Annotated in this window: 22 protein-coding genes; 16 read left to right on the forward strand and 6 right to left on the reverse strand. The window is 65.6% G+C overall.

Translation table 11 applies throughout. The features are described 5' to 3' along the window. Positions 1 to 7 precede the first annotated feature (7 nt). Genes traC through U5O44_RS07015 form a run of 12 tightly spaced genes read left to right on the forward strand, consistent with a single transcriptional unit; the run spans position 8 to position 14,107 of the window. On the forward strand, positions 8 to 2,566 hold the full coding sequence (gene traC / locus U5O44_RS06960) for a type IV secretion system protein TraC (RefSeq protein WP_322587734.1): 2,559 nt from the start codon (positions 8 to 10) through the stop codon (positions 2,564 to 2,566). An 8-nt stretch (positions 2,567 to 2,574) separates the two neighbouring features. Then, positions 2,575 to 2,928, forward strand: coding sequence for a hypothetical protein (locus tag U5O44_RS06965; protein ID WP_322587735.1), 354 nt, complete (start codon positions 2,575 to 2,577; stop codon positions 2,926 to 2,928). Further along, entirely contained in the window at positions 2,925 to 3,476 is a 552-nt protein-coding gene (traF, locus tag U5O44_RS06970) for a conjugative transfer signal peptidase TraF (protein WP_322587736.1), read from the forward strand. The genes U5O44_RS06965 and traF (U5O44_RS06970) overlap by 4 nt, the downstream gene beginning before the upstream one ends. Positions 3,477 to 3,486: 10 nt before the next feature. Continuing rightward, positions 3,487 to 3,834 (forward strand): hypothetical protein, encoded by a 348-nt coding sequence (locus U5O44_RS06975; RefSeq protein ID WP_322587737.1) that lies wholly within the window; start codon positions 3,487 to 3,489, stop codon positions 3,832 to 3,834. Further along, positions 3,831 to 4,457 (forward strand): type-F conjugative transfer system protein TraW, encoded by a 627-nt coding sequence (gene traW, locus U5O44_RS06980; protein WP_322587738.1) that lies wholly within the window; start codon positions 3,831 to 3,833, stop codon positions 4,455 to 4,457. Before U5O44_RS06975 ends, traW begins: the two co-directional genes overlap by 4 nt. Then, positions 4,454 to 5,488 (forward strand): TraU family protein, encoded by a 1,035-nt coding sequence (locus U5O44_RS06985; RefSeq protein WP_416222136.1) that lies wholly within the window; start codon positions 4,454 to 4,456, stop codon positions 5,486 to 5,488. The genes traW and U5O44_RS06985 overlap by 4 nt, the downstream gene beginning before the upstream one ends. Next, positions 5,475 to 6,212, forward strand: coding sequence for a type-F conjugative transfer system pilin assembly protein TrbC (trbC, locus tag U5O44_RS06990; protein ID WP_322587739.1), 738 nt, complete (start codon positions 5,475 to 5,477; stop codon positions 6,210 to 6,212). The genes U5O44_RS06985 and trbC overlap by 14 nt, the downstream gene beginning before the upstream one ends. A 9-nt stretch (positions 6,213 to 6,221) precedes the next feature. Continuing rightward, positions 6,222 to 8,627: a type-F conjugative transfer system mating-pair stabilization protein TraN gene (traN, locus tag U5O44_RS06995; RefSeq protein ID WP_322587740.1), complete on the forward strand. Its 2,406-nt coding sequence runs from the start codon at positions 6,222 to 6,224 to the stop codon at positions 8,625 to 8,627. After that, positions 8,624 to 9,001: a hypothetical protein gene (locus U5O44_RS07000; RefSeq protein WP_322587741.1), complete on the forward strand. Its 378-nt coding sequence runs from the start codon at positions 8,624 to 8,626 to the stop codon at positions 8,999 to 9,001. The genes traN and U5O44_RS07000 overlap by 4 nt, the downstream gene beginning before the upstream one ends. After that, positions 8,998 to 9,837, forward strand: coding sequence for a conjugal transfer protein TraF (traF, locus tag U5O44_RS07005; protein WP_322587742.1), 840 nt, complete (start codon positions 8,998 to 9,000; stop codon positions 9,835 to 9,837). Before U5O44_RS07000 ends, traF (U5O44_RS07005) begins: the two co-directional genes overlap by 4 nt. Positions 9,838 to 9,855: 18 nt before the next feature. After that, positions 9,856 to 11,295, forward strand: a complete 1,440-nt coding sequence (locus tag U5O44_RS07010) for a conjugal transfer protein TraH (RefSeq protein ID WP_322587743.1) — start codon at positions 9,856 to 9,858, stop codon at positions 11,293 to 11,295. 22 nt (positions 11,296 to 11,317) lie between these two features. Next, positions 11,318 to 14,107, forward strand: coding sequence for a conjugal transfer protein TraG N-terminal domain-containing protein (locus U5O44_RS07015; RefSeq protein WP_322587744.1), 2,790 nt, complete (start codon positions 11,318 to 11,320; stop codon positions 14,105 to 14,107). Here U5O44_RS07015 and U5O44_RS07020 read toward each other — a convergent pair whose 3' ends face one another. The 4 genes from U5O44_RS07020 to U5O44_RS07035 all read right to left on the reverse strand — a co-directional run bounded on the left by U5O44_RS07020 (position 14,108) and on the right by U5O44_RS07035 (position 16,474). After that, a complete protein-coding gene (locus U5O44_RS07020; protein WP_322587745.1) occupies positions 14,108 to 14,428 on the reverse strand; it encodes a hypothetical protein in 321 nt (106 codons plus the stop codon). Between the two features lie 240 nt (positions 14,429 to 14,668). After that, positions 14,669 to 15,436, reverse strand: coding sequence for an ImmA/IrrE family metallo-endopeptidase (locus U5O44_RS07025; RefSeq protein ID WP_322587746.1), 768 nt, complete (start codon positions 15,434 to 15,436; stop codon positions 14,669 to 14,671). Beyond that, positions 15,426 to 15,842, reverse strand: a complete 417-nt coding sequence (locus U5O44_RS07030) for a hypothetical protein (protein ID WP_322587747.1) — start codon at positions 15,840 to 15,842, stop codon at positions 15,426 to 15,428. The genes U5O44_RS07025 and U5O44_RS07030 overlap by 11 nt, the downstream gene beginning before the upstream one ends. Further along, positions 15,839 to 16,474, reverse strand: coding sequence for a hypothetical protein (locus U5O44_RS07035; RefSeq protein WP_322587748.1), 636 nt, complete (start codon positions 16,472 to 16,474; stop codon positions 15,839 to 15,841). Before U5O44_RS07035 ends, U5O44_RS07030 begins: the two co-directional genes overlap by 4 nt. Before the next feature lie 208 nt (positions 16,475 to 16,682). Between U5O44_RS07035 and U5O44_RS07040 the strand changes: the two genes are divergently transcribed. The 4 genes from U5O44_RS07040 to U5O44_RS07055 are packed head-to-tail and all read left to right on the forward strand — an operon-like array spanning position 16,683 to position 21,992. Then, positions 16,683 to 17,498 (forward strand): ComEC/Rec2 family competence protein, encoded by an 816-nt coding sequence (locus U5O44_RS07040; RefSeq protein WP_322587749.1) that lies wholly within the window; start codon positions 16,683 to 16,685, stop codon positions 17,496 to 17,498. A 14-nt stretch (positions 17,499 to 17,512) separates the two neighbouring features. Next, entirely contained in the window at positions 17,513 to 18,667 is a 1,155-nt protein-coding gene (locus U5O44_RS07045) for a ComEC/Rec2 family competence protein (RefSeq protein WP_322587750.1), read from the forward strand. Further along, entirely contained in the window at positions 18,667 to 20,922 is a 2,256-nt protein-coding gene (locus U5O44_RS07050) for a ThiF family adenylyltransferase (protein ID WP_322587751.1), read from the forward strand. Before U5O44_RS07045 ends, U5O44_RS07050 begins: the two co-directional genes overlap by 1 nt. Then, the gene (locus U5O44_RS07055; RefSeq protein ID WP_322587752.1) at positions 20,919 to 21,992 is read left to right on the forward strand and encodes a patatin-like phospholipase family protein; all 1,074 of its coding nucleotides are present in this window, start codon (positions 20,919 to 20,921) and stop codon (positions 21,990 to 21,992) included. Before U5O44_RS07050 ends, U5O44_RS07055 begins: the two co-directional genes overlap by 4 nt. Positions 21,993 to 22,173: 181 nt before the next feature. Here the strand turns inward: U5O44_RS07055 and U5O44_RS07060 are convergent, their stop codons facing one another. Together U5O44_RS07060 and U5O44_RS07065 are read right to left on the reverse strand one after the other, a co-directional pair. Continuing rightward, complete coding sequence (locus tag U5O44_RS07060) at positions 22,174 to 22,371, reverse strand: hypothetical protein (protein ID WP_322587753.1); 198 nt, start codon at positions 22,369 to 22,371, stop codon at positions 22,174 to 22,176. Then, positions 22,364 to 23,131, reverse strand: coding sequence for a hypothetical protein (locus U5O44_RS07065; protein WP_322587754.1), 768 nt, complete (start codon positions 23,129 to 23,131; stop codon positions 22,364 to 22,366). The genes U5O44_RS07060 and U5O44_RS07065 overlap by 8 nt, the downstream gene beginning before the upstream one ends. Between the last annotated feature and the right edge of the window lie 169 nt (positions 23,132 to 23,300).

Here is a 23,300-nt window from a genome sequence, read left to right on the forward strand (position 1 = left end):
GAGCACCATGCAAGCAACCACCACCGCTCCTCAGCCAAGCCAACCTCAGCGCCCACCGCTGTTCGGCTTCGGCCAGACCACCAACACCCCGGCCGAGCAGTTCGCGTCCTGGCTGCCCTACTCGGCCTACCTCGCCCCGGAGAAGCTCTTCGTCAACCGCGACAGCCTGGGCTTCATGCTCGAGGTGATGCCGCAGTCGGGCGCCGACGAGCGCATGGCCGAGGTGCTGATGTCGCTGTACGCCAACTGCCCGCCCGGTACCGGCTTGCAGTTCCACCTGTTCGCGTCACCGCACATCCGCGAACAGTTGCGCCGCTACACCAATCTGCGCGTCGAGGACGAAGACCAGACCGAGAAAGCCCAGCGTTGGGGCCGGCCCGCGCGCAACGACAACCTGTTCCGCCGCCTCGCGCGCCAGCGCGTCGGTCACTTGCTGCACGGTGCACAGCATTCGTTGACCACGGGCTTCCACTACACGATCCGGGATTTCCGGCTGATGCTAAGCGTCAGCCTACCCGGCGACGCCGAGGATCTCAATCGCCGCGACGCGGTTCTGGCGCTGCGCGAGTCGATCGCCTCGACGCTGCGCTCGGCCTCGCTGCCGAACCAGGTCTGCGACGCTGCCGACCTGATCAACTGGTGCGCGCTGTTCACCAACCCGGATCGAATTTCTCAGACGGACGCGCCGAACCTGCACTACGACGATGGCCGCGAGATCCGCGACCAGATCGTCGACTTCGACACCATCCAGGATGCGCAGCCCGGCGGGCTGCGGCTGTGGAAGGAGAGCAGCCCGGACGTGTTGGAGGCGCGCTTCTATTCGATCAAGAGTTTCCCCGAACGCTTCGCGCTCTGGCAGATGGGCTCGCTGATTGGCGACCTGATGCAGCCGGCGCTGCAGTACACCGCGCCCTTCCTGCTGACCATGGGTGCTCACGTGCTCGACCCCAACGTCACCAAGTCGGTGGTCACCGCCAACCACGTGCGGGCGACGCAGAACGCCAAGAGCAAGATGGCCGAGGTGATGCCCGACGTGGGCAAGAAGCTGCAGGACTGGACCGCCGCGGCCGAGGCCATCGACACCGGCGGCAGCCTGGTCAGCCTGTACCACCAGCTCGCGATCTTCTCCAGTCCGGCCCGGGCGGTGTCTGCGCACGAGACCGCCAACGCGATCTGGCGCGGACGCGGATTCCAGCTCAACGCCGACACCTACATGCACCGGCAGGCGCTGCTCGCCAGTCTGCCGATGACGCTGTCGGAGCGCTTCCACCGCGACCTTGCCAAGATGCGCCGCGTCTCGCGCAAGACCATGGCCAACGCCATTCACCTGGCGCCACTGATCGGCGAATGGCGCGGCACGCGCACGCCGGCGCTGGTGTTCGGCGGCCGGCGCGGCCAGCTGATGACCTTGGACCTGTTCGACAACGACCTGGGCAACTACAACTTCGCGATCATCGGTGCTCCGGGCTCCGGCAAGTCGGTGCTGATGAACGAGATGGCCTGGTCCTATCGCGCCATCGACGCCAAGGTCTGGATGCTGGACCTCGGCCGTTCGTTCGAGAAGCTGTGCCGCAAGGCCAAGGGCACCTACATCGAGTTCAAGCCCGAAGTCGACATCTGCCTGAACCCGTTCACGCACATTCTCGACATCCAGGAAGACATCGACATGCTGGTGCCGGCCATCTCCAAGATGGCCTCGATGTCGCGGCCGCTGGACGAGGTCCAGTACAAGGCAATCTCGGCGATGGTGCTCAAGCTCTTCCGCCAGTACGGCAACGACCTGACCGTCACCGCGCTGCGCGACGCCTTCAAGACCGGGACCATCGAAGAGCTGGGCGTGCGCGACGACCCGCGCATCCGCGATCTCGCGGTCATGCTCAATCCCTATGCGCGTGGCGGTCAGTACGAGCGCTTCTTCGAGGGGCGCAGCAACGTCGATTTCAGCAACGACTTCATCGTCATCGAGAACGAGGAGCTGAAGCGCCGGCCCGATCTGCATGCGGTGGTGAACATCCTGCTGCTGCACCAGATCACCGGCGAGATGTACCTGACGCGCAACCGGCGCAAGGTGCTTTTCATCGACGAGTTGAAGCAGCAGTTGGGTGACATCGGCGCCGACGATCCGGTCAAGGCCGCGGTGGTCGAGGAAGCGGCCAGGCGCGCCCGCAAGTACGGCGGCTCGCTCGGCACCGCGACGCAGAGCGCCGACGACTACTACGGCTCGGCGCAGATGGAGGCGGCCTTCAACTGCTCGGACTGGGTGTTCCTGCTGCGGCAGAAGCCCGAATCGATCGAGATGCTCGACCGCAAGGGGCGACTCTCGATGGATGAGCCGAAGAAGCGGCTGCTGAATTCCCTTCGCACCGAGCCGGGTGTGTTCTCCGAGCTCTACATCTCGTCGCCGGTCGGCGAAGGCGTGGCGCGCAACATCCTCGATCCGGCCACGCACCTGCTGTTCTCGAACAAGCTGGAGGACAACGCGCCGATCGACGAGCTGCGCGCACAGGGCTACAGCATCGACGACGCGATCGCCGAGTTGCTGCGCCGGCGGGGACACGCGGTATGAGAGCCGCCGTGTCTTTGTCGCTCCAAGCTGCGGCCACGCTGTTCACCGCCGCAGCGATGCTCGCCGCCTACGACCACTGGGTCGTGCGCCCGGCGCTGCGCGTCGGCATCGTCGACGTCGGCGAGGTCTACCGGCAGAAGGAAGCCGAGTTCACGCTGATCCTGACCAAGGCCGGCTCCGACGACGAGCGCCAGAAGGCGATGGCGATGGCGCGCGTCTTCGCGCAGCGGCTGCCGGCAGCGCTGGACGAGCTGCCGCGCGAGTGTGGTTGTCTGGTCGTCCTCAAGAGCGCGGTCGCCGGCGCAACGCCACGCACGGTGGATCTGACGGCCCACCTCAGGCACAAGGTGGAAGCGCCATGATCTTGCGCGACTCCCCCAAGGTCCAGGCACTTGTTCTCTTGCTGCGGCACATGCGGCAGCGCTGGTACCTGTACCTGCCGGTTTTCGCGATCTGGGCCCTTGCCTACCTGCGGCTCTTCGTCGATCCGACGCCGCGCGTGCCGGTGTTGTTCAACTGGACACCCAGCCTGCCGTGCCGGATCGCCTGGCTGCAGCACGGCGCCCACGAACTGAAGCGCGGTGACTACATCGTGTTCGCCTTCGATGGCGAAGCCCGGGCGGCCTACCCCGGCCTGCAGGGGCAGCCCTTCTTCAAGGTCGTGCGTGGCCTGCCCGGCGACCACGTGACCGTCGCCGGCCGCATTGTGTCGATCAATGGCGAGGTCGTCGGCACGGCCAAGACGCACGCCTTCGACCGGCGGCCGCTCGAGCCGATCGCCGAAGTCGTGATCCCGCCGGGGCGCTACTACGTGCAGGGCACCAGCCCCGATTCCTTCGACTCGCGCTACCGCGCCAGCGGTCTGGTGCGCGCCGACCAGGTGCTGGGCACCGTGGTCCCGCTGCTTTAGGGAGGCACGAATGGCACGCTTGCTCGTACCGGTGTTGGCGCTGTGGGTCGCCATTGGTGCGCACGCCCAGCCGGCGTCCGCACCGGTATCCACGCCTACCGCCGGCGAGATTCCGATGGCCGACTACCTCGGCCTGCTCGCCCAGATCTCGCCTGCGGCTCGCGAAGGCACCGAGCTCTACCTGCAAGCCGTCGAGCGGCACTGCCGACGCAGCCTGACCACAGCGGAACTGCGCCGTGCGATGTCGGACGGCAGTGGCGATCCGGTGTTGATGGGCCTGATCCGCGCCAGCCAGCTGCGCGACGCCAAGGCGATGGCCGAACTGGGCCAGCGCATCGAGTGCGGGGGCCGGCGATGACGCAACTCGCACCCTTCGCATTCGCAACGCTGCTGCTGTTCGGCGTGACCGCCCGCGCCGTCGACCTTGGGACCATCGGTCCCACCTACGGCATCACCGAGCCGCACCTGCTCGCCGACATCGAGCGGCGCCTGCGCGAGAAGGAGCGCAGCGGGGAGTTGCAGCGCCTCATCGACGAGGCCCGCGCGCGCGGCGTTGAGGCGGTGAGGCAGCCAGCGCCGGTAGAGGGCCTGCGCGCCACCGAGACCGCAAGGACCTTCTACGTCGACCCGAGCTTCACGCTCGACCGCAACATCGTCGATGCCGGTGGTCGGTTGCTGTTTGCCGCCGGCACACGCAAGAACCCTCTTGACGTGGTGTCGCTGTCCAAGCGGCTGCTGTTCTTTGATGCGCGCGACCGTCGCCAGGTCACGCGTGCGCGCGAGCTGATGGCCGGCAACGGCGCGCCCATCAAGCCCATCCTGACGGGTGGCTCGTACCTGGACCTGATGAAGTCCTGGCGCGTCCCGGTCTACTACGACCAACAGGGCGTGCTGACCCGGCGATTCGGCATCCGGCAGGTGCCGGCGCTGGTCTCGCAGGAAGGACTTCGCCTGCGCATCGACGAGATGGTGACGAGATGAACGCCATCCATCGCGCCACTCGCGCCTTCATGCGCTTTGCCATGGCATTGACGCTACTCGCTTCAGCGGGCCTGTCCGTGGCGTCGGACAGCCTCACCTGCACCGGCAAGTTCCCGAACCCGATCACCGACATCTGCTGGAGCTGCATCCTGCCGATCAGCATCGGCAGCGCGACGATCGCCAACTTCGACGGCCAGGAGGACATCCCGAATCCGTCCAGCCCAGTGTGCAGCTGCGGCGTCAATCCGACCATCGGTTTGTCGATCGGCTTCTGGGAGCCGGCGCGGCACGTCGAGGCAGTGCGCAAGCCCTTCTGCCTGGCGTCCCTCGGCGGCATCGACCTCGACCCGGGCATCAGTGCACCGTCGGCCGCGCGTTTCACGCGACCGGAAGGCGATGGCGACGGCGGCAGCTTCTACCAAGCGCACTTCTACATCAACCCCGTCCTGTACTGGTTGGAGGTCGTCACCGACTTCCCTTGCCTGGAGCGCGGTTCGTTCGACCTCGCCTACATGACCGAGGTCGACCCGCTTTGGAACGACGACGAGCTGACGCTGATCCTCAACCCCGAGGCGGTGCTGTTTGCCAACCCCGTGGCCATCGCTGCCTGCGCGGCCGACTGCGTGGCCGCGACGGCCGGCTTCGGCATCGCCGAGATGTTCTGGTGCGCCGGCTGCCAAGGTGGCCTGTACCCGATGGACGGCCGCGTGCCCTACCACATGGGGGGCGTGCGCACCGCGGCGCTGCTGGCCCAGCGGCTGACCGCCAAGATGCATCGCGAGTTGCTGGCCTGGGGCTGGCACGGCCAGGCGGGCCTGTGCGGGCCCTACTTCCTGCCGGCCATGGACAAGACGGCCTACAAGACCCAGCTCACCTACCCCACCGCCAACACCGCGAAGGACGGCGGCCGCTGTTGCCAGCCCTTCGGCCGCTCGACCATCGTGTGGGGTGCGGGCAAGGAGTACCCGGTGCGTGGCGAAGACTTCGCCTTCATGTTGTTTCGCAAAAGGAACTGCTGTGTGGGTTACTGATCGCCATCGTTTCATGGTCGCGGCGGCGCTGGTGGTTCTGCACACCGCACATGCCCGGACGCCGCCAGTCGTCACCGACGCGGACATCGAGCGCGCCAAGCGCTCGCAGCCCAGCGTCAGCGAACAGGACATGCAGCGGGCGCGCGAGCGCAACCGCATGCCGACCGACGCAGAACTGCGCCGCGTGCCGGTGCCCTCGTCGCCGCGGATCGACGCCTTGCCAAAACCCGCCACCCAAGCTCCGCTGGATCTGGAGGCTTTGTCGCGTGGCTTCGATGCCCATGCCGGTCAACCCGCGCTGGGGGCGCAGCCCGGTCCCGCACTCCTGGTGTTCATCAGCTTCGCGATGCCTGAGGCAACGCTGAGCCGGCTCGTTGACCAGGCGGGCCGCGCCCAGGCCTCGCTGGTGCTGCGCGGTTTGGTCGACGGCTCGCTGGTCCACACCGTCACGCGCGTGCAGCAGTTGATCGGCTCGCGCAAGGTTGCGGTGCAGATCGATCCGCAGGCCTTCGACCGCTACGCGATCACGCAGACGCCATCCTTCGTGCTGGTGCGCGACGGCGCACCAGCGCAGCCCTGCGCCGGCGGTCTGTGCGCACCGGGCGATGCCTTCGTCCGCGCTGCCGGCGACGTGAGCCTGGACTATGCGCTGGCGCACTTCCAGCGCGCGGCGCCGGCGTTCGCGAAGGACGCGGGCAGCTTCATCAAGCGGCTCAAGGGCTGAGGTGGGGCCATGGACACGTTCATCCGCAAACTCATCGTCTGGTTCACGCTGTTCTGCTTCGTCACGACCCAGACGGCAGTGGCCGCAGACCCGCACGCCGAGGGTGTCGCCGCCGGCCAGGCGGCCAACCCGGTCGCACGCGGCAGCGTGACCACGCCCAGCGCCACGGCCGTGATACCCGGCTACACGACCGCACCGCCCGAATCGGCCTACTACAAGAAACCCAACCTCGCCGCCCAGGGCAACGCCCGGCTGGCGCTGTGCGCCACGATGCCGAACGACCCGGTGTGCCAGGCGCAGCGAGGGGCGCTGAACTCTGCCAACACGCCGCGGCCCGCCGTCAGCGCCAACGATCCCGCCGTGCTGGCGGCCCAGGGCATCATGCGCAGCCCCTCGTCGGTGCTCGAGGACCTGGCCTCGTACTACAGCGGCTGCACCACGACCACCACCACCGTGCCGGCGGGCACGCAGCCGCGCAGTTGCCTGCGCTTTGAGGGCGTCGGCAACTACAGCTGCGCGAACACGCTCTCGGTCGGGATCGAACGCAGTACCAACTGCACGCCGGGCGAGTGGTTCGCCCACGCAGCCTCTGGCAGCACGGGACTCGATGCCCAGTGCACGCCGGACCGTCCGGAAACGGCCCAGCATTTCCGAGTCACGCAGGACGGCTCGCCGCTGGTCTTCTTCGACGTCGACATGACGACGCCGGTGGTCTTCCCTCAGATGGTGGCCGTGCTGAGCACGAGCTACTCGATGATCACCGGCCAGCCGATCCGCACCGGCGTCTGGGTGGCCGACAAGTCGTGCTCGGGCACCACCTGCAGCTTGACCGCGATGATCGCCTCCGAACTGCAGGAAACCTGCACCGGCGGCGGCGACTCGGGCACCACCTGCACCGACGTCGAGCCTTTCCTGAAGCACTACGCCGCCTGCCGCGCCGGCACGCAAAGCGGCGACAACATCCAGGACACCGTCTGCCAGGGCGACAGCGGGTGCACGACCACCGTGCTCGACGGCACCAAGTGCTACGCGCCGGCCGGAGGCTGGACGCCCTACGCCGGCTACGACGTCACCGGCACCTATCCGGGCTACTACTGGAACCTCGACAGCGACCGCGCGGTGATCGGCTGGGAGCCGAACCCCGACTACGGGCCGATTCCGACGATGCACTTGAGCTACACCCGGCCGCTGACCAGTGCCACGGCATCGGACCATTGGGACGACCAGTGCCCCGCGCTGGCCGATGGCGGCCGCTGCACGGTCAACTCGGCCGCCGTCTGCATCGACGGGCCGGCCACCAAGGTGATCGATGGCGTCGCAGTGACCCGCGACTGTTGGCAATACCAGAGCACGATGAGCTGCAGCAGCGGCGCGCCGGCCGATCAGTGCGCGCCACTCGTTGCGCAGGGCTGCACCGCAACCGGCTCGGCCTGCCAGCGCACCAACGCCGCCACTGGCGCCTGCGAGGTCTATGAGGACAGCTACAGCTGCCCGGTCGCGGCGCACACGGTCACCAGTGCCAGCAACTGCCCGTCGAGCGTGTTCTGCTTCCAGGGCAGTTGCTTCGATACCTCGTACACCAACGACGCCGACTTCGGCCGCAGCATGTCGATGCTGGAAGCCGCGCGGGAATCCGGCGTCTACCTCGACACCGATCGCATGCAGGTCTTCAAGGGCGAGGACAACCGCTGCCGCGATCGCCTGCTCAAGAACTGCTGCTACTCCGACGGCGCTGGCGCGGGCATGACAAACCAGAGCCTGTTCGGGACTGGTTCGCGCCTGGTTTACGACGTCCTGATGAATTCGGAGAACCAGCAGTTCATCTACCAGGGCATGTCAGCGCTCTTGATGGGCGGCGGGTTCAGCGGCACTTTCACAAGCTACGGAGTGACCGTTGCAGTCAACGGTGCAGCGATTCCCGCAGGCTCGGTAGCGGTCTACTCCAGCGAGACCATGATCGTTGCCTTCGACCCCTGGTCGCTGGTCATCGCCGTGATCATCTACATCATCATGTCGATGATGTCCTGCAACGAGGACGAGGGCAAGCTGGCCATGAAGGAAGGCGCCAAGCTCTGCCACACGATCGGCACCTGGTGTTCGTCGTGCATCCGCATCCTCGGCGCCTGCGTGTCCTGCATCGAGCACACGACCTCCAAGTGCTGCTTCAACTCGATGCTCGCGCGCATCGTCAACGAACAGGGCCGTGCCCAGATCGGCAAGGGATGGGGCGGCGCTGAGAGCCCGGACTGCTCGGGCTTCACGGTGGCCCAGTTGCAGTCGTTGGCCTTCGCTGCGATGGACCTGTCGGAGTTCTACGCGTCACTGGTCCCCACGCTGCCCGACGTCGGTGCGCTGCAGTCCAACAGCGCCGGCCGCGTCCCCACCTGCTACTACGGCCAAGGGAGATGCCAATGAAGGTCGTGCTCCTCGCTTTGCTAGCGGCATGGCTGCCAGCCGCCAGCGCGGCCCAGCAGCGCGTTGCGGTCACCGATGCCCGCCCGCTGCTCATCGCGGCCATCGACGCAGCCGACGGCCAAGCCCGCGGTGTGCTCACCGGCCAACTCGCCGACGCGATCACGCAGCGCTTCAAGGCCACGACGCCGATCTACATCGACGTCGACACCGAGCGGCGCTACGTGCAGGCGGGGTGCCGGCGGCTGAAGGTGCGCTTCTGGCAGGACGGCGTGCAACTGCCCGGTGTGCCCGTGCCGCGCCGGCAGACGGTGGACTTCGGCATCAACTACTGCCGCGACGGCCTGCCGCCGAAGTCGCCGAAGGAGATGCCGTGAACGCGCGCACCCTGCTCGCGATCGCGCTGTGGCTCGTGTCGGCGCTCGCCTCGGCCCAGGAGCCGCCGAGCCGCTTCTGGGGCGATGCCTGGCGCGGCTGGCACTTCTATGAAGACCCGGAGGTCGATCCCGATCGACCGGCGGCACCGCCCAAGACTGCCGTCGCGCCCTCCAAGTCCCTACCAACCGCTCCGGCACGTCCGCCCGAGTTGCAGGAGTTCGAGCGCCTGCAGAAGACGCTCGAGGACGTGCGCAACGTCGCGATCATGCGGCCCACCGAGGCCAACGTGCGCCGCTACATGGAGCTGGAGTCGCAGGTCGTGGCGCGCGCCTCGACCTTCGCCGACGTGGCCCAGCGCGTCGCCTGGTCGACGCCTGAGCTCGATCCGACGGTGCAGGGCCGGCCCGTCAATGCGAAGGCACTCGAGGTGTTCGAGCAGCAACAGCTCAGCGACCGCTCGCGCTCGGTCGCGGACCTCGGGCGTGACCACGTGCTGATCTTCTTCTTCCGCGGCGACTGCCCCTACTGCCACGCCTTCGCGCCGACGCTGGATGCGTTCCAGGCACGCCACGGCATCCGCATCGAGGCAGTCAGCGTCGACGGCGGGTCGATGCCGGGCTTCCCCTTCGCGCGACGCGACAACGGCATCGCGACCGCGTTGCGCGTCACGCAGGTCCCCGCCGTCTACCTCGCCCAGCCCTTCACCGGAAAGATCACCCCGATCGGCTTCGGTGTGCTGTCCGAAGCGCAGCTGCTCGAACGCATCACCGCCGTCTCCGCGCCCGGCTACGACGCGATGCTGCCCAGCGCCACGCGGCAGGTCGCCCTTCCATAGTTTCCCAGGAGTGCTCTCATGACCCACTCGCTCCTCCGTCGCACTGCTGTCGCTGGTGCCTGCATCGCCCTAGCGCTGCAGCCGTTGTCGCTGCATGCCGGCGACCTCAACACCGAGGTGAACAACATGTTCAACAACCTCGGCGCGATCGGCAACTACACAGCACCCGGCGCCTTCCGGGGCCAGACCTTCAACACCTACACCGGCGGCAGCTTCTTCATGCGCTCTCCGAACAAGGTGTACCAGCTGGCGGCCATCCAGTTCCCCAGCGCGAAGGCGGGCTGCGGCGGCATCGACGTGTTCGGTGGCAGCTTCAGCCACATCTCGGCCGAAGAGTTCAAGAACATGCTGAAGAACATCACGGCCGCGCTGCCCGGCATCGCCTTCCAGCTCGCGCTCGAAGCGGTGTCGCCCTTGCTGGGCGGCCTCACCAAGTGGGCCAAGGGCCTGGAGACCTGGATCAACAACGCGCGCATCAACTCCTGCGAGACGGCCAAGGCCATCGTCAGCACGGCGGCCGAATCCGCAGGCTACAGCTCGCAGGAAGCCTGCGCCGACCTCGCGGTCGACATGGGCCTGGAAAGCGACCGCGATGCCGCGCGCCGGCGCTGCGCCACCGACCGACCGAGCATCCTGGCCTCGGCGCGCTCTTCGTCGGATCCGAACCTGAAGAACAAGGCACCCTTCGTCGGCAACCTGACCTGGAAGGCGCTGCAGCGCACCGGGACCTACCTGGACGATGCGGAGCGTGAGCTGAACATGAGCGTCGTCGGCACCGTCATCTTCTATCCGGAAGACGCGGCGCGCGATCCGGAACCGATCGCGCCGACCATCACGTCGATCAGCCAGTTGCTCTACGGCCAGGCCACCGGCGCGGGAACCAACGTGACCCAACACCTGCTGCGCTGCAACGACTACAGCAACTGCGACGTCGTGACGCTGAACACCGGCTACACCAGCACGCCGTTCACGGCGCTGGTCGAGAACATGATGCGCTCGATCGCCGACAAGATCGCGACCCGCACCGCCATCGCGAATAACTCGGCCGAGGTGGGGTTCGTGAACCAGACCACTGAGCCGGTCTACAAGATGCTCTCGATCGGCTCCAGCATCCCGGGCTCGGGGCTGACCGACAGCCTGATCGCGCAGTACCGCGACGTGATCGCTGCCGACTACGCCTACGTCTTCCTCGAACGCAACCTGCGCCTCGGCATGGCCGCACTGGACAAGGACTACCTGCTGCAACAGGGGCAGCGCGAACAGGCCAACGTCGTGCGGCAACGGGCGCAGGCGGTGCTGCAGCAGATCGCGCAGGAGAAGAACGCGCTGTACCAGAAGGTGGGCTCGTTCCGCGCCGTGTCCAGCCACCTCGAGCAGTTGGAACGGCAACTGCGCTCCAGCATGCCGCAGCACGTGATGGACATGCTGGGCCATCAGGCGGCCTACGCCGCCCGCTGAATCGGCTCGCGTGTACTGAGCCATGTGGGAGATCTACGCCTACCAGAATGCCGACAGCCTGTTCGGCATCTTCAACGCGGCTGCGGCGATCCATGCGTCGAGCGACTACGCTGCGGCGCTGGCGGCGGTGGCCTTCTGCGGCTTCGTGGCCGCGCTGCTGGCCTACGCTTTCGCGCCGGAGAAGTTGCAGGGCTGGAAATGGCTCGCAAGTGTCGTGCTGGTCTTCGGCCTGCTGATCGTGCCGAAGGTGACGGTGGGCGTCGTCGACAAGACCGGCGGCTCGGCCGTCAAGGTGGTCGGCAACGTGCCCTTCGGCGTTGCGGTGCTGGGCAGTTTGACGAGCACGATCGGCCACACGTTGACGGGGCTGTTCGAGACCGCCTTCCAGGTCATCCCGGGCATCGGCAGTTTGCCGAGCGAACTCACCTACGAACAGCACGGGCTGATGTTCGGCAATCGGCTGATCCGCGACACCGGCAAGGTAGTGTTCCAGGATCCGAACTTCCGCACCGACCTGATCAACTTCATCAACAACTGCACGATGTACGACTTGGTCGACGGCACGCTCGACCCGGCGACGTTCTCGGCGTCGGCCGACGTGTGGGCGCTGATGGCCACGCCCAACCCGGCGCGTTTCAGCACGCTGACCGGCGGCGGCGCGGTCAACATCGACACCTGCCCGAACGTGTACACCAGCCTCAATGGGCGGCTGCCGGCGCAACTCACCAAGATCCAGGGGCAGTTGGCCTTCGCGCTGAACCCGACGCTGCCAGCAGCCACGGCCGCCGGGGTGATCGCTGGGCAGATTCAGCAGGCCTACCTGAAGAACAGCATCGCCGACGCGGCGGCCACCGCCGCCGACCTGATCCGCCAGAACGCGGTGATCAACGCGATCAACGACACCAGCACCATCATCGGCCAGAAGGTCAACGACCCGGCGGCGATGGTGTTGGCCGTCGGCCGCGCGCAGGCGACAGCGCAGCAGAACGCGACCTGGCTGAACTACGGGAAGGTGGCCGAGCAAGCCTTGCCAGTGTTCAGGAACGTGATCGAGGCGGTGACCTATGCGCTCTTCCCGCTGCTGGTGTTGCTGCTCCTGCTGACCAGTGGGCGCGAGACGATGATGGCGTTCAAAGGCTACGCCGGCATCCTGATCTGGATTCAGCTATGGCCGCCGCTGTATGCGGTGCTGAACTACATGGCCTCGGTGTATGCGGCCTATGACCTGGCGGCGGCGGCCGATCTGGGGACAGGCGTGAAGGCTTTGTCGTTGCAGACAGCGTCGCCGATCTACTCGGGGGCGATCTCGGGCGAAGCGATCGTCGGGTACCTGGCGATCAGCATCCCGTTCATTGCCTGGGCGGCGCTCAAGCGGATGGAAAACTTCGGGACGGCGCTGGTGGGTGGGCTGTCGGGGCTGCAGGGGACGTTGTCGGGGAGCACCGGTTCGGCCGCGACGGGCAACGTCAACATGGGCAATGTGGCGATGGACCAGATGCAACTGGCGCCGAATCGCACGTCGGCGTTCATGGGCAGCCTGCAGAACGATCTGAGTGGGAACACGTTCTCGTCGAATGCGTTGACCGGAAGAACGGCAGTCAGCTTGCTGCGGAATCAAGGGTTCGCGTCGCGTGTGGTGTCGATGCGGGTGTCGGAGCAGGATGTGACCGAGGCGAGTCGTCAGGCAGATGCGGCGCGCAGTGAGGTAGTCTCCGCCGGACAACAGCGCTCTGCTGTACTCACCGAAGCCTTCACCCGTGGTCTGGCCAAGATCCGCTCGGCGCGAAGTTCGTCCGGGTCGACTTCCAGCAGCTTTGAGCAACTCGGCGAGACGATGAACCGGCTGGATCAGATCACACGCGGCGTGTCCGACAGCACTGGCCTGTCCCAATCTCAAGTCGCCAACATCGCCTTTGGGGCAGCCGCACATCTCGGCCTGAGTACGCCTTCCATCAGCCCGGTGTCGGCGGGTGCGTCCGTAAAAGCAAACGCGGGCAAGAACTACCAGACGTCCTTGTCTGCTGAGGAGCGAAAGGTTCTGGGTTCGTTGACCAGCGATCAGATCGCGGAGTTCAAACAGTTCGGCGACCGCGTGTCGAAGGACACCAGCTTCAGCAACGCTGTCGGCAGTGATTCACGCGAGGCCCGGGAGTTGTCTTCACGACTTGCGACAACGGCCTCTCGCTCCGAACGGGCAGACGCCAGCTTCGCGGAGCGCACCGCCCGGGCCGAGCGCTTGTCGTCGGCTCGTGAACATGGCGAAACCTTGTCGATCGACATCGCCCAGGATCCGCGCAACCTGGAGATGTTCATGCGCTACGCCGAGCAGTACGGTGGCAACAGCGCAGCTGCCGGCGCCATGTTCGATGCAGAAATCGCTCGTCAGGGATTACGCCCCACCCGCGTCTTCTCGAACGGGTCAGCCCTGCCAACCTCGTTCGAAGACCTGCATCGTCTCCACGAGCAAGAGGCCCACGAACCGGCCTTCAATCCTGATGTTGTCGGAACGGGGCGTGGGCACGGGCGCCAAGTCAAGCGCTTCAGCAACACGGCGCCCGTCGCCGAGCCGCCGCCGACGGCATCACCCTTGCGCGGCGAGGTTCAAACCCACGCAGCGGACCTACGCCAACAAGCGGGGGCCGCGAGGGACGGCTTCGACTCCAAAGCCGAGATCGTCCCAACGGCTGACGGAACGCTCACGTCGAAGAAGTCGCTGCTGAAGCAGACGGCAAAGCAGGTCGGGAGCGACGCTAGCGCCTCAGTCGAGGTCGCCAAGGATGCGGTCAAGGATCTGTTCAAGAAGAAGCACTGATCAGTCCTGTCGATCCGGGTCGAACATGTGGTGATCGAGTTCCGCGTTCGATGGCTTCATGAACGGCGGATGACCCTTGTCGCGCCAGTAGTTGCGATCCAGTTCCTCCAGAGGAGTGCCGTCAAACGCGTCTTCTGGTTCGACACTTCTCCGCGCGCGCGATCGTCTACCCATGCCGGTCAGCGCTCCACCCAACACGGTGCCGACGACCGCGCCGATCGTCATCATCACAGCCTTGACGCCCCAGTCGTCGTGCAGGGCAGAGAACAGCCCGACGGCCGCGCCGAGCACGATGAACGAGATGAAGATGAGTTTTCGCATTTGAATATCTCCGGCGGAAAGGCTACACGGCTTCCGAGCGTTGGCAACCCCATGCGCTCATCGACATGGCCCCTGCTTTGCTGCCACCGAAATCCTTCGGCTTCTCGCGCCCTCTCGTGTCCTCCGGCCGTACGCCGTGGACATACCGAGATCGCGACGCGAGTCGGCGGTCGCCACCCCAGCAAGTCGCCGCCCAGCAGCGAGAACCGGGACCCGAGGCCGCGAACTCGGGCCAAGCACCTACTTCGCCAGGGACAGCATCGTCAGGACCGTGCTGTCGGGCAACTTGATGGACTGCGACTCGATCGTGAGCCGATACGCACCACCGCCCGAGAGCCAGCGATCGGCGGGTTCCTTGCAAGGGCGAGACAGACCATTCGCGGCGCCGAATGCGATCCCGAACGCATCCGTCTCCTGGTGCAACTCGCCGAGAACAAAGAAGTCGCTGGGGAAGGCTCCATTACGCTGATGCCACAGAAGCCGGGTCTGGTTGTGGCACACGATGCACGCAGGCACCGTCGCTCGCTTGGCCAGCTTGATCGCAGCAGCAGTCAGGCTCGCGTTGAAGTCGTTGGCCAATGTCTTGGCCACATCAAGGTTCGTGCGCTTGCCGAGCGCCCAAGGCACGACCAAATAGTCAGGGAGGATCAGTTGGCTGGCATACGCGTTGGCATGAGCCTCGACCGACTTGGCCTCGGCGTTCTGCGGCCCGATGACCTCCTTCGCACACTGAAACGAGCCCGTCTTGCGGTCGCAGATCCAGTGTGCCAGCTCGTGCGCCAGGGAAAACCTGCGCCGGCCTTCGTAGCCACCCGTGGTGTTGACACTGATCACCGCCTGCTCGGCACTGGCAACCAAGCGTGCCTCGCAGCCATCGAGGTGGCGATGTACCACGCGCGCTCCGCGCGCATTCGCGATGGCTTCCAGGTCGATTTGGTCAGGTTCAACGACACCGTGCGACCAAAGCAGCCGCTCAGCCGGCGACAGCCGCGCAGCGTCAATCCTCACGCGACACCGGATCGATCTTGCCCAAGGCCACCAGATCGTCGTACAGGCTCTCCCAGTCGGCGTCCGACTGCCGTTTGCCGTCACGGAACGCGAGCCCCAAACTGCGGTCGCTGGCGAACGCTTCGTGAATCAGCTGCTTCAGCCGCTCCAGAGGTGGCCGCGCTGGCTGGCCCGGCCTCTGCACCGGGCGGACAGTCATGCGCGCCTTGGCCTGGCCCAATCGCTGCCTGAGCGCCGCCGCGGCGGCGTCCCGCATCGCCGACTTCAGGCCCGCCGCGATCGCCGCGACATCCTCACCATCTTCGACGGCCTCCTTGCGCAGTTCGGCATCGGACGTGTTCAGGATGTCCTCCAGTGCGATGACCCGCAGCGCTGCCAACTCCGCTCGATGGTTGGGCGTGGTCATGCAGACCTCCTTCCGGGAAACAACTTGGCCGCGCCGCGGCGCAGGCGTTTCCTGATGGTTTCGTACTCGGTGGTGTTGAACCCTGCCAGCTCGCGCGCCTTGGCCGGCGACTTGCCCTCTTTGATGCACATCACGAGCCAGGCGACCTGCTGGTCGTCGGCAAACATCGCCTCGATGCGGTCAGCATCCACCTTGGCACGCGCGATCGCTGCGGCCTCTTCTTCGGCATCCAGCGCCTCGCCCTCAACGCTCTGGGTCGAGAAGCCGAGGTAGTCGAGCACGTGATCAGCGCCCTCGCCCTCGAGGGCCAGGCCTTCGAGTCGGTCAGTCCTCGACATGAGGTGCGACTCGCGCGATCCGTCAGCGATGCTCATCATCGTCATGATCATGAACGCGACGAACGGCACCCGCCGCTTGGGCCAATGGCGCCCCTGGTTGCCCACGGCGGCGCCCATCGCGCGGACCACGGCCTCGTTGATGAGCTCGTTCGCGTCCTGGTACTCCGTCCCAAGCAGGAACCCCTGGCCGGCCTTGCGCAAACGAAGGGCGTCATCTTCCGTCAGCGCCTCGATGGCGTCGCGAATATCGTCATCTGTGGCCGGGTCGTCATTCGGCGCGTCGCCTGTTTCCACGGACTCTCCCCGATCTTGATGTATGCGGGTCAAACCCGAAAACCGGACATGTCACCACCCGTGTCCGGCTTCGGAAGGTCGCCCGCATATCTGTATGGAGGGCAATTGTGCCGCCCCGGATGGCATCGCTGCCAGCGAGAACGGCCCCAGGCCGGGACCGATGGCAAGGCAGCCGCACAGAGTTTCGGTCAAGCAGGAACCTCGCCCCATGGAGATCTTCACACTCAACGTCGGACAAGGCCAGTTCGTCATCGTGGCCGGCAAGAAGGAGGCCTTCGTCATCGACACCTTTGTGCCCCTGAGTTCAGGGCAGGACACCGTGTTCGTGAAGGCGGCTTTGAGTTCGATCCTGGCCGGCCGCAAACTTGTTGGCTTGGTCGTGACCGGCTTTGACGCCGACCATTTCTGCGAGGCCGGCATGAAGATGGTGCTGAACAAGTACCGACCGAACTGGCTGATGTACCCCAACTACCGCAAGCGCACGCGCACCGCCGATTTCTGCTTCGACGCGATCAAGGTGCTGGACCAGCAGAAGGACATCGACCACGTGTCGGTGGCCCTGGGCGACAACAACGAGCACTTCTATCAGAAGCTGTGCGCCGAGTTCTCGTTCAAGATCTTCTCGCCGCACCGCGAGGACATGAACTCCTCGAACAATTGCTCGATCGTGTGCAAGGTCACCGAACATGCGACGGGCGGCAGCTACCTCGTCACTGGCGACACCGAGGTCGACCGCTGGGATTCGATCGTGCGCTACTTCGGCCGCTCGCTGCAGTCACATGTCCTGGCGGCCCCGCACCATGGGTCCGAGAACGGCATCTCGGCGGCGGCGCTGTCATGCATCCAGCCGCACACCATCCTGGTCAGCGCCGGCGTGCAAAGCCAGTACGGTCACCCGCACCTGGCTGCGCAGCGACTTTTCCGCGATCACTCCCGTGAGTGGTATGCGACCAACGGCAACCAGGGACAGTCCATTCATACCGTCGTCGACTCGGCGGGCGTGAAGAGCTACAAGTTCGAATAGTAGAAAGGCACGACATGTCTGAAACGCACAAGGTGATCTTCTATCCGGTGGGCAACGGCGACACGAGCCAGATCGTGTTGGACAACGGTCGCCGCGTCCTCTTCGACTTCTGCCACCGCGACAAGGCCGAGGACGACGACACCCCGGAGATCGACCTCAAGAAGCGCTTGCGCGGGGAGCTCAAGGACGCCAAGCGGGAGGATTTCGACGTCGTCGCCTTTACGCACGCCGACAAGGACCACATCCAGGGCAGCACCGACTTCTTCTGGCTGGAACACGCCGAGAAGTACCAGGACAAGGACCGGATCAAGATCAAGGAGCTCTGGGTGCCGGCGGCTATGGTCGTTGAGTCGGCCAGCAACGACGAGCAGAGTGCCGAATTCGTCGTCCTGCGCCAGGAAGCGCGGCACCGGCTGCTGGCCGGCAAGGGCATCCGCGTGTTCTCGAAGCCTCAGGATCTCGCGGACTGGCTGGAACCCGCCCTCAAGGCGCGCGGCGAGAAGCCAGACGCGCGTGATCACCTCATCGTCGACGCCGGCACACTGGTCCCCGGTTTCAGCCTGGACGCCGATAAGGTCGAGTTCTTCTGCCACTCGCCGTTCATCAAGCACTGCGACGACGGTGACATTGTCCGCAACAGCGCGGCGCTGGTGTTCAACGTGCGCCTGAAGTCGGGCAAGGAACTGTTCGACTACCTCGAGGTGGGCGATGCCGAGTGGGAAGACCTCGAAGATATCGTCACCACCACGCGCGAGCACAAGAACGATGATCGCCTGAAGTGGGACCTGTTCAACATCCCGCACCACTGCAGCTACAAGGCCCTGAGCGACGAGAAGGGCGACAAGGAGACCGTCCCCAAGCCCTTGGTCAAGGAACTGCTGCTTGAGGGGCGCGCCGGGGCGTACATCGTCAGCTGCAGCAAGCCGATCAACGACGACAAGAGCGCCTATGAGCAGGTGCAGCCGCCGCACATCCAGGCGCGCAAGGCCTACGAAAGCCACTTGGCCAAGGTGGATGGCCGCAAGTTCCTCGTGACCATGTCCGAGCCGAACGCCAGTCAGCCCAAGCCGCTGGAGTTCGAGTTCACGTCGTCGGGCTTGGCGCTGAAGAAGAGCGTCGTGGTCGGCAGCGCGGCCATCATCACCAGCACCGCACCACGGGCCGGTTGATGCCGTTGCCGTATCACAAACTCGCGGCATTTGCGCCGGCGGATCGTGCGGCGCTGCGTCTGCCGCGCACTATCGAGTTGTGCCAAGTCATCGACCGAACTCGAGACATCTCGCTGCTGCAAGTGTTGAGGTCGATCGACGGCTCGGACCGCGAGGCCTTGGTGGTCGATGTCGAGTGCGACGAGATCCCCAACCGCAATCCGGTCGGCCTGCGCAGTCCCGAGAGGTTGGCGATCGTGGTAGGTGCCGGAGGCAACAGCCCGCCAACGGTGCTGGCATTGCGCCAGGATTTCCCGGGGGTCATGCACCTGAACGCCACGCCGACGGGCGAGCCCCGAAGCCTGTGCCTGTACTTCGAACCCCATCGCTCTGTGATGCGGACCTGGACGGCGCCGAAGTTTCTGCGCCGAATCCAGTGGTGGCTGCTGAAGACCTCGCAGGGGGCGCTGCACGCGGCCGATCAGCCACTGGAGCTGCCGTTATTCGACACCGGCTGGGAACTCGTGATCCCGGCCGATTTCGATCAGTTGCGGCAGCGAGCTGCCCTGCGGTTCTTCGCGTCCTTCATCGAACCGGCGCACCTGCGCGGCACATCGACGTTGATGCTGAGAGCCGTCGTCGGCGGCGATGCCAAGCTCGAGGGACTGGGCGTGGCGATCATCGACTGCCCGCCCATCGTCCAAGGCGGTCGAACGGACATTCCCTCGACGCTTGGTGCCGCAGCCGACGAACTGGCGGGGCGCGGCCTGGATCTACCCGCGATGCTGCGCGACAAGCTGTGGCAGCAGATTCACGCCAAGGGCGAGGCCCTGATGGGCGCGAGCGACCGTTTCGTCGTGATCCTCAACATGCCCGTGTGTCGTGAGCCTGGCGCCCCTGCAGAGCGGACGCAACGGCTAGCGTTGTTGACCGCTGTGGGCCGCCTCGAACTCGGCTTGCGCCTGGGCGCCTACACGCGCGTTGAGGGCCAGGTCTTCAAGGACACACCCATTGGAGGCCGTGCGCCCGCGGAAGGAGATTGGCGGAGTCTGCTGACCCTCCCCGCGGCGGTTCTCGAAGCGCCGAGTCGCCAGGCATTCCGAGCACTGTCCGCAACCCTCAACGATGGACCCGACGCGGCGGTCCTCGTTGGGGCTGGCGCCTTGGGCAGTGAGCTGCTGAACCTGTGGACACGGGCGGGTTGGGGATCTTGGACGATCATCGACTCCGACCACGTGAAGCCGCACAACCTGGCCCGGCACGCGGCGTTCTTCCACCAGGTCGGACAGCCCAAGTCCAGCGCATGCCAGACCCTAGTCGAACGCGTCCACGGCAATGCAGGAGTGGCGCGCGCCATCGTCGCGGACGCGTGTGACCGCAACAGCGCAGAGGTCGACGCTGCGCTCGCCGCCGCCGGCCTGGTCGTCGACTGCTCGACAACGGTGGACTTTCCGCGGCTGACCAGCGCCAGCGCTCACACGGCACGCCATGCATCCGTCTTCCTGACACCCAGCGGCAAAGGCTCAGTGCTGTTGCTCGAAGATCGGGCCCGCCAACGTCGGCTGCGCACCCTTGAAGCGCAGTACTACCGGGCACTCCTGAACCACGCTTGGGGCCAGCACCACCTGGATGGTCACCTGGGCTCGTTTTGGAGCGGCGCGAGTTGCCGCGACATTTCGTACAAGCTGCCGCATTCCAGTGTCGTCGCGCACGCGGCGACACTGGCCGAGCAATTGATCCGCCGATACGTGCAACCGCAGGCGGTCATACAGGCCTGGCATCGCGACCCGGAGACCGGCAGCGTTGAGGTCTTCGACGTGCCGGTTCATGAGCCCATCGTGCAGCTGCGTGGCCAACTCACCGTGCATCTGGACAAGGGCCTGGAAGACAAGCTGCGGCAGCTGCGCGCTGAGAAGCTGCCGGCAGAGAACGGCGGCGTGCTCTTGGGCTACCACGATCTCAACCTGGGCGAGGCCGTCATCGTCGATGTCCTGCCACCGCCACCGGACAGTCGTCACAGCACCGGATATTTTGAGCGGGGCGTCGAGGGGCTGCTGGAGTCGTACAGCGAAGTGCAAAGGCGAACCGGCAATGTCGTGGGTTACCTGGGAGAGTGGCACAGCCATCCCCCAGGGCATAGCGCTCGGCAAAGTCCCGACGACCTGCTGCAGCTATTCAAGCTCGCACTGGGCATGGCCGACGATGGGCTTCCTGTCATCCAGCTCATCGTCGGCGAGCATGAACTCGAACTCTATGCAGGCGAGGTGATGGCATGACAACAACCGCCGCGCCACCCATTGCATTGGCGCTGTCCGGGGGCGGTATTCGGGCCATGGCCTTCCACCTTGGTGTGCTCAAGCGCATGGCCGAGCGCAGCTTGCTCGAGCGGGTCGCTCGCCTCTCGACCGTCTCGGGCGGCAGCCTGTTGATGGGGCTGATCTACAGATCCTGCGACTTCCGGTGGCCGACGTCGCAGCAGTTCTTGGACAAGACCTACCCGTGGGTGGGCGAGCAACTGTGCTCCCGCAGCCTGCAGGCTGGCGCCTTCTTGCAGTTGCTTCGGCCTTGGAACTGGCGCTTCTGCCTGTCGAGGGCCAACCTGCTCGCGCTCGAGCTGCGAAAGAACTGGGGGCTGGACGTCCCGTTGTCGGCGATCGGTCCCAGCCCCGAATGGTCGATCAACGGAACCACGGCCGAGAACGGCAAGCGGTTTCGGTTCAAAGGCGCCGAGATCGGTGACTGGGAACTCGGCTACGCGCAGGCGCCGAACTTTCCGCTGGGCAGTGCGTTGGCGGTGTCAGCTGCCTTCCCTATTGGCTTCGGTCCACTCGCCTTACGCGCTGATGCCTACACCTGGAAGAAGCGGGTCTGGGATGCCCCGAAGGGGAGTGAGCAGGTCGTAGAGGTCGGCACCAAGCGGCTGCACCTCTACGACGGCGGGCTGTATGACAACCTCGGTGCCGAGCCGTTCTTTCATCCGGGCAAGCAGCAGGCCAAGAACGCCGGCGACTACATCATCGTCAGTGACGCCGGGGCACCTCTACCCCCTGGACTTCGCTCGGGCCCGCTGAATCCGTTTCGCGTCAAACGGATGATGGACATCATGTCCGAGCAGTCGAGATCCCTGCGCATCCGAGCCTTCACCAACTACCTTCAGACCAACCCCGGCGCTGGCGCGCAACTTTTCATCGGCACACCCGTCACGGGACCTGATTGCGCGGAAGCTCGATTTGCCCGCTCGTTCCCGACCAGTCTCAAGCGCCTGAGCCGCACCGATTTCGAGCGGCTCGCGGGGTACGGGCACGATGTGGCCAGAGATACAGATACGCACTTCGGTCTTGCCTAGTGCAGTCGCTGCACCGACCGTGGACGCGTTGAGTTGCACCAAACAGCCGCCCTCCGGATCGCCCGTCGATCTCCGTGCAAGCGGCAGTTCTGCTGCGTCGGGCGCAATCCTTCAGAAGGCATGGCACAGCAAAGAAAAACCCGCCACATTGGACGGGTTCGCCAAGGTAGAGGCGCGGACCCTACTCGACAGCCAGTTGCGGGTAGTCGCGGCGCTTGCTGCTCGGGGTTCGCGAGGCCGCTTCCAGTCGTGCCTTGGCCTGCGCGTCCACCCGAGGGATGCCCTTCAGCGAGATCGCGAAGACACGACCAGCCGACGCCTTGGTAGCGAGCCTGGGCGTTTCATCGGGCTTCTTGAGAGCCGAGGCGGTCTTAGCCATGAGCATCTCCGGTTGATACCTTTTCACTGGCATAGGGTACCAGCTTTTGCCAGGACGCGCTGTCGGCCGCGAGGGCAAATGTCATGCGGCGCTGCGAACCATTTTCGTCCCACCACGCCAGATCGGTGGCCAGGACGTCCTGAACTGTTTGGCACTCCTGCAGATTCGGCGCCGCATCCGTCTCCCCAGGCAGGAGTTCGGCATCGAACCCGAGCCTCGGCCAGACCTTGTAGCCGATGTGCCGCGGGCTGAACCCCTTGCCACCGGCGGCTACGAGCGAAATGTGGCCAAGGCCGGCCAGGTGGGCCGTGATCGCGCATAGCGTGAATGCGAAGGTTCCCAGGCTCGGTGGAGTCCTACGCTCGTTCAGGAAGAAGTGATCGACATGCAGACCTTGAATGAACAGGTCCGTCGCCCCTGCTTCTTCGACGAAGAGCCCGGATCTGTTCTTGTGCTGGCTCTGGATGATCTTGTTGTTGATCACCGTGAAGTACAGGCCTGGAGGGGCGTCATCAAGACTTGGACGCTTCTCGGCCTGCTGATGCACGCGGCTGCCGTCGAAGACAGAGAACAGGTGAGCGAACTCCAGCGTGGACAGTTCGCCGAATGGCAGGGCGAAGCGATCCGCCGGCGCCAGATCCGCACCATCGAACCGTATGCCCGTGCCGGTCAGGTACGCCTGCGTGACGCTGTGGTCGAGCAGCCGCTGATGCAGCGTGGCGAGGTGCGCGCGATAGTAGTCGGTGGGTGCAAGCGGCACAGGCGAAGATCGTTCCGAAAGTTCGGATTGTCGACTACGCGCCTGCGCTTCCCATCACTTCGCCGCGACCGTGCCATAGGTACGCTCATCGGAGCGCCGGCGCGCGGGCGCGGTCGAAACGCCACATTGAAAGCGATGCTTGCACCCCGCACAACGGGATCACTCGACA

Origin of the sequence: Sphaerotilus sp., assembly GCF_034519685.1 — a bacterium.
Classification (GTDB): domain Bacteria; phylum Pseudomonadota; class Gammaproteobacteria; order Burkholderiales; family Burkholderiaceae_C; genus Sphaerotilus.

What these genes read in the sequence shown, in the direction of transcription:
- traC (WP_322587734.1), top strand. Translation starts at nt 8, where the DNA reads ATGCAAGCAACCACCACCGCTCCTCAGCCAAGCCAACCTCAGCGCCCA.
- traF (WP_322587736.1), top strand. Translation starts at nt 2,925, where the DNA reads ATGATCTTGCGCGACTCCCCCAAGGTCCAGGCACTTGTTCTCTTGCTG.
- U5O44_RS06975 (WP_322587737.1), top strand. Translation starts at nt 3,487, where the DNA reads ATGGCACGCTTGCTCGTACCGGTGTTGGCGCTGTGGGTCGCCATTGGT.
- traW (WP_322587738.1), top strand. Translation starts at nt 3,831, where the DNA reads ATGACGCAACTCGCACCCTTCGCATTCGCAACGCTGCTGCTGTTCGGC.
- U5O44_RS06985 (WP_416222136.1), top strand. Translation starts at nt 4,454, where the DNA reads ATGAACGCCATCCATCGCGCCACTCGCGCCTTCATGCGCTTTGCCATG.
- traN (WP_322587740.1), top strand. Translation starts at nt 6,222, where the DNA reads ATGGACACGTTCATCCGCAAACTCATCGTCTGGTTCACGCTGTTCTGC.
- U5O44_RS07000 (WP_322587741.1), top strand. Translation starts at nt 8,624, where the DNA reads ATGAAGGTCGTGCTCCTCGCTTTGCTAGCGGCATGGCTGCCAGCCGCC.
- U5O44_RS07010 (WP_322587743.1), top strand. Translation starts at nt 9,856, where the DNA reads ATGACCCACTCGCTCCTCCGTCGCACTGCTGTCGCTGGTGCCTGCATC.
- U5O44_RS07015 (WP_322587744.1), top strand. Translation starts at nt 11,318, where the DNA reads ATGTGGGAGATCTACGCCTACCAGAATGCCGACAGCCTGTTCGGCATC.
- U5O44_RS07020 (WP_322587745.1), bottom strand. Translation starts at nt 14,428, where the DNA reads ATGCGAAAACTCATCTTCATCTCGTTCATCGTGCTCGGCGCGGCCGTC.
- U5O44_RS07030 (WP_322587747.1), bottom strand. Translation starts at nt 15,842, where the DNA reads ATGACCACGCCCAACCATCGAGCGGAGTTGGCAGCGCTGCGGGTCATC.
- U5O44_RS07040 (WP_322587749.1), top strand. Translation starts at nt 16,683, where the DNA reads ATGGAGATCTTCACACTCAACGTCGGACAAGGCCAGTTCGTCATCGTG.
- U5O44_RS07045 (WP_322587750.1), top strand. Translation starts at nt 17,513, where the DNA reads ATGTCTGAAACGCACAAGGTGATCTTCTATCCGGTGGGCAACGGCGAC.
- U5O44_RS07050 (WP_322587751.1), top strand. Translation starts at nt 18,667, where the DNA reads ATGCCGTTGCCGTATCACAAACTCGCGGCATTTGCGCCGGCGGATCGT.
- U5O44_RS07055 (WP_322587752.1), top strand. Translation starts at nt 20,919, where the DNA reads ATGACAACAACCGCCGCGCCACCCATTGCATTGGCGCTGTCCGGGGGC.
- U5O44_RS07060 (WP_322587753.1), bottom strand. Translation starts at nt 22,371, where the DNA reads ATGGCTAAGACCGCCTCGGCTCTCAAGAAGCCCGATGAAACGCCCAGG.